This is a genomic window from Candidatus Eisenbacteria bacterium (assembly GCA_016867715.1).
GTDB lineage: Bacteria > Orphanbacterota > Orphanbacteria > Orphanbacterales > Orphanbacteraceae > VGIW01.
The window spans coordinates 1-9,893 of sequence record VGIW01000112.1; the positions used below are offsets into that span (position 1 = coordinate 1).

Below are 9,893 nucleotides of genomic sequence, written 5' to 3' on the forward strand. Positions count from 1 at the left end.
CACGGAGCAGACGCTCCGCGTCGAGCCGCGGGAAGCGGACCTGAACGAGCTCGTGCGGGAGGTGGCCGATTCGCTCCGGCGGGAGATCGAGGCGAAGAATCTCTCGATCGAGCTCGCCCTCTCTCCCGACCTGCCGAGCTCCCGCTTCGACCCGAAGCGGACGAAGCGGGTCGTGCGGAATCTTCTCGACAACGCGATCAAGTTCTCCCACGCGAAGGGAAGGGTCCGGATTTCGAGCGAGGCCATGGACGGCACGGTCGCTCTTCACGTGAGCGACGAAGGCGTGGGGATCCCTCTCGAGTCGCTCGACTCGATCTTCGACTCCTTCCGCCAGGTCGACGGCTCGGAGACGCGCGTCCACGGAGGCGCGGGAGTCGGCCTCGCCCTTGTCAAAGAGATCATGGAGAGCCAGAACGGATCCGTCTCGGTCGAATCCGCGCCCGGCCGAGGGAGCACCTTCACGATCCGCATTCCGCGGAGCGAAGAGACCGGCTCCGAAGGGACGAGGCTCCGCGAAGAAATTCGACCGCACGCGAGCGCGTAGCTCGAATCGTCTTCCTCGCGCGTCCGGAGCATCGCCTTCGAAATCACCGCGGGCGACGCCGAAACTCGCTTCCCCGGTCCGGTCCCGTTCTCTCACCGGAACTTACCGAGCCGCTCTCCGTCGATTCTCACGGACTGACCGACCTCCTGTCCGATTCCGTGCAGTCCCACGATGCAGAGCTTCCGCTGCACTCGAGATCCCCGTTCCGTCGCGCTTTCGCTTTGCTTGAACAACGAACCGGTATCGTATGGTGCCCGCGCTATTGGACATCCACGTTCGATAGAATGAGTAACGTTGCGAGTCCTCCAACGATCATCGCGATGCCGCGCGCCGGCATAGGTCTCGATCCCTCGCTCGGCTCCAGGATCTCCGAGCCTCCTTCGCTCGACGATCCGGAAGTCCGGCCCTTGTGCACATCGAAGTTCGGCAACCGGAAATCGAAATAGTCGTAGTGGATCGTCTTCAGCTTTTCCATGTCCTTCCTGGGGACGACGTCCGAGATTTCGCTGTCGAGCAAACCGGCCCGGAGGATCTCCCCGGTCTTCGCGTCCTCGAGACGACAGTGGAGCCTTGTTCGCGCGAGACGCTCGACCTCGCTACGGTTCTCGGGGATGGCTCGATAGACGATCCCGCACTCAAGGACGCGATATGCGAGGATTCGGTCGGCCGAGCGGAGTTCCGTCGGCACCTGCATGGTCCGAACGGTCGGATCTTCCGCATGGGGAGATTCCCTCGCATCGGCTCCGGAGACCCGGATCTCGATCTGATTACCCTCCGAGACCGCCGTTCTGGAAGGCCGTTTCGTCGGAAGGTTCTCCGGGTTGAGAAGGGAGTACTGGCTGCTCGATTCGGAAAGCAGATTCGCGAGCATATCCGGATCCCTCTCGAGGACCCGGTAGCCGCCGGAGACCATCGAGGAGATCAGGTTGTCCTCGATCATGCGCCGAACGCCCCAGTCGAGACTCGCCGTGCCCGCGACGCTCGCCCGAGACCGGCGACGCGGTTCCGCCCCCCGAATCGGCGAGCCCCATCCGCTGATCCCGACCCCGGGTTCCCATTTCTCCTCGCGCTCGTAGGTCACCCGATCTTCCTCCAGAGAAAGAAGAGCGACGGTGGCCCCGGCCGGAGTCCGAACCCCGATCCAGGAGGCCACGTCCAGTTCCTGAACACTCCTCTCGATCCGCACCGGGTTGGTGTTTTCGAACTCGAGCGTCTTGAAGGATGGGGCACAGCCCACAAGGACAAGAAGGGAAAGGCAGGCAGATCGTGTGATGTTCCAACGCGCCGTCATGGAAATGCTCCTCTCGTTACGCCCGACCAACATCGCTCTCGCCGCCCGACACGGAGAGATGGACCAGTCCGTTGTCATGGAGAAGCGCGTGCGCGATCGATTCGCTTGTCTCCCAGGTCCGCGTCGCGGCCATGTGTTCCCTTTGCCCGTCGGTCCGGTCCAACGCATCCCGGACGTCGCCGAGAAAAGCCATCGCCTCGGAAAGCTCCACGATTCCCCCAGCCTCTCCGTCGAGTGCACGAGAGTCCCTGTCCAGAACGGAAGCGGCAAGAAGAGGGACGACGTGATCCGCGAGGAGCGCGTGGCTCCCGAAGAGATCGAACCCGACCAAGCGGCCTTCGACGGCCGTGAGCATCCCCGCGACGCCGCTCCTCCGAACGAGTCTTTCATCGACGGAACGAGCGTCCTCCGGAGGGAGGCCGAGGCCTTCCAAACCCCGCGCGCGGGGATCGGACCTCAAGAGACCCGCGTGGTCGGTCAGACCCATGAGCCGCTCCCAAACCGAGCACAGACCGAGAACCTCCCCGCAATCGCGAAGCCTCTTCAAGTGCAGGCGGATCGCATGCGGGGCGATCGCGAGACCGAGAGAGATCGGACTTTTCGCTGAGTCGCTGGGACTCTTGTCCAGGCAGCAGAATGACATCGTCCGCTGGTCGCCGGCTTCGATGACCTGCGACTCTCGCGCGACCCGCGTGTAGCCCTCTCCGAAGAAGAGCGCTCCCTCCGGAAGGAGAACCGGAAACCGTCCCCGATTGCGAAAGTGAAGAAGGGTGCGGGAGGGCGCTTCTCCTGCCTCCCGGATCACGTCGAGAGGGCTCGCGCCCGGTCGGTGCGCGGCATGAACGGGACCGCTCCCCTGCTCAGCGGACCAGTTCAGCGGGAACACACGGATTCCCGCCACATCGAGCGGGCTCTCGACGCTCACGTCATCGAGAATCGAATGAAGCAAGCCAGGCACTCTACCCCCTGACGTCACCAAGAAACTCACAGCAAGGCCCCCAGTCTCGACCTTCGGCCATCGCCCGGGCTTCGATTCCGCCGTCTCGCGCGTTCGCCTCGCGCCGGACTGAAGGCGAGAGCCGGCGTTCGCATGCTGGACGTCTCGCCTTACAAACCGATCTCCACTTCATTGAGCCCGCGATGTAGGTGAATGAACCTCGTGGTCTCCAGTTCACCGTACTTCGCGAAGATCGTGACTCTCTGAGCGGTTGACTCGACCCACAAAGGGGGAGTGACACCGTTCGCATTCGTAGAGGCGTGCGCGCCCGTCTCAAGTACGCGAACAAGAACGCCCGGGATCGGCTTTCCGGCGTAAGAGACCTTCACAATCAGGTCACACGATCCTTGTGCGGAGTTCGGCGCGAACTGCACCCCGGCCATCGCTTCCAGGAAGGCCGCGGTGTTGCATCCGAAAGTCGACACGCCGGCCATCCCCAACACGAGCACGATTCTCAGCACGGCCGAACGGTATTCTCCTAGACGTAAGGTCGTACCCATTGTTCTCCCCCGAACCAAGAGCTTCCGCGACTCTACAGTCGGATAACGACCTCGTTCATCCCCCGCCGCAGGCTCACCATGCGGGTCGTTTGAATCTGTCCGTACTTGACGAATATCGTGGCGGTCTGGGCGTTGCTCTCAACCGCAAGGGTGGGAGTTCTCCCATACGCATCGGTATAGGCCTCGGCCCCTGTTTCCAGAACTCTGACAAGAACCCCCCCGACGGGTTCCCCCTCATAGGTCACAAGGACCACCAGATCGAAAGAGATCGGACTGTCGGACGGACCTCCCGGCTGGGTCACGCAAGAGAGGGGAAGAGCCAGGAAGATTCCAAGAACGACGAATGCAGCTTTGCGCACCCAATAGCTTTCTCTGTGAACACTTCCCATCATAATCACCACCTCCTGCTTGCCCCTCGATCCCCCATCAGGCCAACGACCTTTCGTTCGCTGGTATCCCTGGCGCAGGACATCCGTCTGGCGAGGTCGTTCCTGAGCAACGTCCATGCCGATGGCATAGGCGTCGGACAGGGCACCTAAGCGCTTGTCTTTGTGTGAAGTACGGAATCGCTCGGTTTGGTCCCTCGCCGCCGGCCACCTGAGACCATCAACTCTCGGCGACCCGAGCTGTCGAACAAGCAGCCGAACCTATTTCGTAGTAGCGAGTTAGAGTTGCGGAACGCTCGTTGGGGATCCGGGACAGAAGTTGACGGGGGGATTGAATGGTCCCTACCCGAACTCCTCCCCGCGAATCCCGAGCCGGGAGATCAGCTTCCGGAGGCCCTCGAAGGTGAGCCCGAGAGCGCGGGCCGCCTCGGTCTTGTTCCCGCGAGCGGAGCGGAGGGCGTCCGTGAGGATCGTCCGCCTCGCCCGGTCGAGTCGCACCTTGTAGTCGCCCGTAGCCGATTCCTCGGAAGAACCGGCAAGGCTCCAGAAGTGCTCGACCCGAAGCTCCCGCTCCCCCTTCCCCTTCGCGATTTGGACGGCCGCCCAGATCGAGTTCTTCAGCTCCCTCACGTTCCCCTCCCACGGATGGTCGAGGAGAGCCTCCTCGACCTCGGGGGCGAACGTGAGCGGAGGATCCGGCGAGGGGAGATCATGCATCCGAAGGAAATGACGCGCGAGGGGGAGGATATCCTCCCTCCTTTCCGAGAGAGGAGGAACGTGCAGCCGAACCGCGGCCAGGCGGAAGTAGAGGTCTTGCCGGAAACGCCCTTCCCGGACGGACCGATCCGGATCGACGTTCGTCGCGGCGACGACTCGGGCATTCACGGATCGCGGCCGGTGCTCGCCGTATCGTTCGTACTCGAGCGTGTCGAGAAAACGGAGCAGACAGCTCTGAACCTCGTTCGCCAAACATCCGATCTCGTCCAGAAAGAGAGTTCCGCCTTCTGCGGCCTCTACCTTTCCCGCGACGTCCTTGTCCGCACCCGTGAACGAGCCCTTCGCGTGCCCGAAAAGCTCGCTCCAGGCGATCTCGGGTCGGTACTTCGTGCAATCGGCCACGGCGAACTCCGCCTCCGAGCGCGGGCTCAAGGCGTGGATCCGCCTCGCCACCGCTTCCTTCCCCGAACCGGTCGGCCCCGTAATGAGAACGGGAAGATCGGTGGAAGCGACCGCGTCGATCTTCCTCCGGAGCTCTTCGAATGCAGGCGACTCGCCGATGAAAGGCTCGTACTCCTCCGCCTCCCGGCGGCGATGATAGAGAAGGCCGAGGTTCCTTTTCGCCTGCGAGAGCACGTGGTGGATGCGCGCCGGCAAGGTTGCGTACCCGTCCCCCTTGCACACGTAATCGTTCGCCCCGCGCCGCAGGATCTCGATGAGGACCTCCGGCTCCCGGTGCTTGCTCAGCACCACGATCGGGAGAGCGGGATCTTTCGCACGGATCTCGGAGAGGAGGTCCCGTCCGTCCAAGCCGTCCGGAGGCGGGTCGCCGAGCATCCAATCCAACAGCACGCAATCGAACGTCGTCCGGCGAAGGCACTCGAGAGCTTCGCGGCCGGATCTCGCGTGATGGATTTCGCACCGAGAACCGAGCGCTCTCCGTACGTTCGCGACGACCGCGTCCTCGTCATCCACGAGGAGCACTCTCTCCAACAGGTTCATTCTCGTTCTCCCTCGAGGCGGCGACGTATCACCGGCTGCAATCGGATGCGAAAACAGGTCTCCCGGCCTTCCCCCTCGGCGAGAGCGATCGTCCCCCTGTAACGATCGAGGATCTCCCGGCATTGCCGGAGGCCCTGGCCGCTCCCGCCGGGAGTCCCCGTGACCCCCTCCTCGAAAAGCCGTTCCCGAAGATGGGCCGGCACGCCCGGCCCCGTGTCCTGGACGAAGATCTCCACTCCGAGCGCCGAGGAGCGCACGAGGAACGCGATCTCCTTGTTCGAGGTACCTTGCATCGCTGCGAGCGCATTCTTCACGAGATTCTCGACGACGAGCCGGAAATCGAGCGCATCGATGTACGCCCTCGACGGACGACTTTCCGTCTCGAGGCGGAACCGGACGCCCTGGAGAGACGCCTTGGAACCGAGCGCCCGCACGGCGGCGGGAATCTCGCTCTCCACGTCGCAGAGAAACCGACGCCTCACCTGCTCCACGAGCCATTGGGAGAGGTCGTAGGTCTTGTTCAGGAAGCGGAGAACCGATCGCGGAGGCCCCGCCTCCGCGAACGCGCTCGCGCCGGCATCCTCCACAACCGCCTGCCACTCCTTCGGGTACTTCGGCATGGCGGGGAGGGAGGGAAGGTTCAGCGAGCGCGCGCACCTGTGGGCTTCCTTGAGGATTGGGTAGCTCGTCTCCTGAAACCGCACGAGGTCTTCGTGGAACCGCGGAATCCCTTCCTCGTTTCTCCACCCCTCATCGTGGATGAAATCCCGTAAATCCGTCACGTTGCTCGCGCATTTCCCGTGATTCCATTCACGCGTGAACGATCGGAGATCCCTCCAAAGCGTCTCTTCCCGCCTCGCTCGTTCCCCTCGGATCACACGGAACGCCAAGAGAGCCAATCCGGAGAAGCCGATCCCGGCGAGGAAGACCGCGACGAGACGGGATCGACCGAGCCTCGGGGGAAAGCCCCGCCGTTTCTCCAGAGAGTAGATCCGGAAACCTTCGGGCCTCTCTTCGGTGAGGAGAAGCGGCCGATTTCCTCGGACCTCGATCACCTCACACTTTATGGTGGACGAAGAGTGGTTCTGCGCGAGGGGGACAAGGTCTGTATCCAAGACCAGGAGGTCGGTGGGAGTCGTCGCGCAGAGCTCCGGTTTCCCGTCCCCGGTAAAGTCGGCGCTCCCCCACACGGTCACGGGCCCCTCGAACGAACGATCCGCCACGAGATTCAGATCGGAATCCAAGACGCGCACGATCCCGTCTTCGTTTCCGAGGACGATCTCCTCGCCCTCGTCGCGATCGAGATCCACGGTGATTAGCGATGTGAAGGGGCGCTTCGCCCGGAAATGCCTTCTTGTCCTTCCGGTATCCCGCTCCACAAGGAGAACGGCCCCCATGTCCGTCTTCTCGGCTTCCGCCGCTCCGTGCTTCCAGGCGAGAACCGAGCCCTCCGGATCCCACGGCGCCTGGCGCACGTGCCAACCGGTGAAGAGATGCGGAAAGCTTCGAAGCCAAACGAACTCGCCCCTCCCGTCGAGCGCGAAGAGATACGCCCGGCCGCAATTCATCGTATCGACGGCGATCGGGTTTCCCGACGCGTATATCCCTCCCACGAAGATCGGTTGGGTGCCGTCCCCCCCGAACGAGGCGCAAAGGCCGCTGATCGGTCCGGGGATCGGTCTCGACCAGAGAAGACGGCCGCTCGTCGCGTCGAGGCCGACAATCGCGCGAGGTCTCGACTGGCGGTCGTAGTCGAGGTACGCGAGAACGGCTCGGCCCTCCCCAAGGGCGATCACTGCAAGCGCGTGAAGAGCGGGGCGATGAGGCAAGACGGGGGGTGAAGCCGGAATCGCTGCGCCGGGCACCTTGTCGGTCCTCATCTTCGTGGATGGACCGTCGCCGGGAGCGCCTCCGATCACCTCGATCCACGAGGAATCCCCGTCGCTCACGGCCACCCAGATATCCTCATACCCATCCCCCTCTCGATCGAAGACTCCCGAGATCTGCACGCCGCACAGAGGCCATCGGCGTTCCCAGATCGGATGGTCCCCGAAACCTCCGCTCTCCCATCGATCCAGAGAAGCATAGCCGAGGCCCTCCTGGATCTCGACCAGGCTCTCGAGTCTCTGGTCTCGGTTGAGGTCCCCGGCACGGAGAATGCGATACCTGGGTTGCCAGCGGTAGTATCGTTGTTTGATCTCCCATCGGAGCGGGGGCTCGTCGGCCGCGGAGAACACGGGAATGGAAATGCAGAAGACGAGCAAGAGAAAGACGGGCGGGAATCGCGGCCGCCTCGATCGAGAGGAAGACGGCGCTCGGTTCCCACGGAGGGCCGGTGCGTTTCGGGGCTCATTCATGCGACGCACCCCGCTCGATCTGATCGAGCGCGCGGTCGAGGACCGGCTCGATCGCTGACGGTGACGACGATCGCTCGGCGAGACAAGTCTCATTCCTTCATGTGTGGACGGAATCGCCCGCGCACGGGACGGCGCGCGGGCACAGCGGGCCGACGGGAGGAGTTACACCGCGCCCACGCGGCGACAGCGAGCGCGTCGTTCGAACTTAGGGGGTCACGTTCGCGGGCTTCGCCTGCGGGACGCCCGGCTCGACCCTCGGCGCCGCGGAGGGGACGTGCTTCGGCCGGTTCTCGCGGGAACGCCAACATCCGCCGTCGAAGTAGACGCCTTCCTCGATCACGAGGTTCTTCGTGTAGATGTTCCCCTCGAAGCGCGAACCGGTCTGAAGCTTCACGCCTTCCTTGGCGTTGACCTCGCCGTTCAGATTGCCGGCGATCGTCGCCTGCTTCGTCTCCACCTCCGCCCGAACCTTCCCGGTCTTCCCGATCACGAGCGTTTCCGAGACGATCAACTTCCCGTCGAACTGACCGTCGATTCGGATGCCGCCGTTCACGTTGATCGTCCCGTTGAACACGCACCCTTCGGCGATGATCGATGCCACGCTACCCGCTCCCTCCCCAAGATCCGTTCTTGCCATCTCCAACTCTTTCATTCAGGGTAAGTTACCGATCCCCCAACCGAGAATAGAGGAAGCGGATTCCGCGGGTCAAGCCGTTTCTCCTTCCGACTATGCTAGACTTCCCCGGGATCGTCGGGCATCCGGAGAGAAACCATGAAGCGCATTCCCCGAAGAGACGAGGCCGCCGACCGCTTCCGGGGAGGGATCGCCTCGGTTCTTCTCGTCGGCTTCGCGGCGGGGATCCTCGCGGGCCTCTCGAGGGTTGCGGCCAACCGGTACCCCGACGCCGGCCTCTCGAACCTCGCGATCGCCGCGTTCACCGCGGAGCTGAACCGGGTCTTCTTCCTCTCCGCGGCGATCGGCATTCCGGCGGTCTTTCTCATCTACGTTCTTTACAGGATCGCCCCGCGCTCCTTTCCCCGCACGACGGCGGTTCTCTTCCTTCTCGTTTCCCTTCTCGCGGTGAGCCGGACCGACTTCTACCGGGGACCCGCCTCCGCCTCGGAATGGAGCATCCTTCTCGTCGCCCGCCGAGCGGTTCTTCTTCTTTGCTGTCTCGCGGCGGCCCGTCTTCTCCGGGAGACGTTCCCTTTCTTCCGGGCGCTCCGCGCGCTCTCGTCGCTCCGCATCCCGCTCCTCCTCCTCTTCCTCCTCGCCGCGGTGAACAGCGGGGCGGTCATCAACCACATGAAGAACATGCCGCGGGGATCGAACGTGATCCTGATCACCTTCGATTCGATCCGCGCGGATCATCTCGGTTTCTCCGGCTACGAACGCCCGACGAGCCCGACTCTCGATCGGATCGCATCCGAAGCGGTCGTCTTCGGCTCCGCCTTCACGACCTGCCCCGAGAGCCCGCAGGCTCTCGCCTCCGTCCTGACGGGACGCTGGCCGCGCGCCCACGGCATCCGCCGCATGTGGGACCGGCTCGGGGAAGCCCAGGTCTCTCTCGCGGAGATTCTCTCCGACAAGGGATACGTCGCGGGGGCGTTCGTCTCCCTGCCCGGGCCGAAAGGGAAGAGCGGATTCGAACAGGGTTTCGACCGTTTCTTCCTCGCTGAAGCTCATGAATCCGAACGAATCACCCGTGAAGCGATCCGATGGATCGACTCGGAGAGGAAGCGACCGGTCCTCGCGTGGATCCACTACGCGGACGCAAGCATGCCGTACGAGCCGTCCGCGTCGGGGAGCGCGTTCGCCGCCCCGCACGGGCCGGGAGCGTCCCGGGAGGGCTTCCGCTACGAACCCACGCGGGCCTGCCGCGTGTTCGGGCATGAGAGGCTCGCCGTGGACGACAGCGCGCGGGCGGTCGCTCTCTACCACGGAGAGATCCGCCGCGTGGACGACGAGATCGGCCGGCTCCTCGAGCATCTCGAACGGACCGATCGGATCCACGACACGGCGATCCTCCTCGCGGGGACGCACGGGGAGAGCCTCGGCGAGCACGAGTACTTCTTCTCCCATGGGGATTTCCTCTTCG

General features: G+C 63.8%; 9 protein-coding genes. 2 read left to right on the forward strand and 7 right to left on the reverse strand.

What is annotated here, in order from left to right:
• A partial coding sequence (locus tag FJY73_13085) for an ATP-binding protein (protein ID MBM3321591.1) occupies positions 1–544 on the forward strand: 544 nt, incomplete at its 5' end.
• Between the two features lie 259 nt (positions 545–803).
• On the opposite strand, the gene FJY73_13090 is transcribed toward FJY73_13085, so the two are convergent.
• The 7 genes from FJY73_13090 to FJY73_13120 all read right to left on the reverse strand — a co-directional run bounded on the left by FJY73_13090 (position 804) and on the right by FJY73_13120 (position 8,395).
• Positions 804–1,835: a hypothetical protein gene (locus FJY73_13090; protein MBM3321592.1), complete on the reverse strand. Its 1,032-nt coding sequence runs from the start codon at positions 1,833–1,835 to the stop codon at positions 804–806.
• A gap of 16 nt (positions 1,836–1,851) precedes the next feature.
• Positions 1,852–2,784: a hypothetical protein gene (locus FJY73_13095; GenBank protein MBM3321593.1), complete on the reverse strand. Its 933-nt coding sequence runs from the start codon at positions 2,782–2,784 to the stop codon at positions 1,852–1,854.
• Positions 2,785–2,942: 158 nt separating this feature from the next.
• Positions 2,943–3,293, reverse strand: a complete 351-nt coding sequence (locus FJY73_13100) for a hypothetical protein (protein MBM3321594.1) — start codon at positions 3,291–3,293, stop codon at positions 2,943–2,945.
• A 71-nt stretch (positions 3,294–3,364) separates the two neighbouring features.
• Complete coding sequence (locus tag FJY73_13105) at positions 3,365–3,724, reverse strand: hypothetical protein (GenBank protein MBM3321595.1); 360 nt, start codon at positions 3,722–3,724, stop codon at positions 3,365–3,367.
• Between the two features lie 336 nt (positions 3,725–4,060).
• Positions 4,061–5,437: a sigma-54-dependent Fis family transcriptional regulator gene (locus FJY73_13110; GenBank protein ID MBM3321596.1), complete on the reverse strand. Its 1,377-nt coding sequence runs from the start codon at positions 5,435–5,437 to the stop codon at positions 4,061–4,063.
• Positions 5,434–7,794 (reverse strand): HAMP domain-containing histidine kinase, encoded by a 2,361-nt coding sequence (locus FJY73_13115; protein MBM3321597.1) that lies wholly within the window; start codon positions 7,792–7,794, stop codon positions 5,434–5,436. Before FJY73_13115 ends, FJY73_13110 begins: the two co-directional genes overlap by 4 nt.
• Positions 7,795–7,999: 205 nt before the next feature.
• Positions 8,000–8,395: a polymer-forming cytoskeletal protein gene (locus FJY73_13120; protein MBM3321598.1), complete on the reverse strand. Its 396-nt coding sequence runs from the start codon at positions 8,393–8,395 to the stop codon at positions 8,000–8,002.
• 171 nt (positions 8,396–8,566) lie between these two features.
• On the opposite strand from FJY73_13120, the gene FJY73_13125 reads away from it, so the two are divergent.
• The coding region (locus tag FJY73_13125; GenBank protein ID MBM3321599.1) for a sulfatase-like hydrolase/transferase at positions 8,567–9,893 on the forward strand (1,327 nt) is incomplete at its 3' end.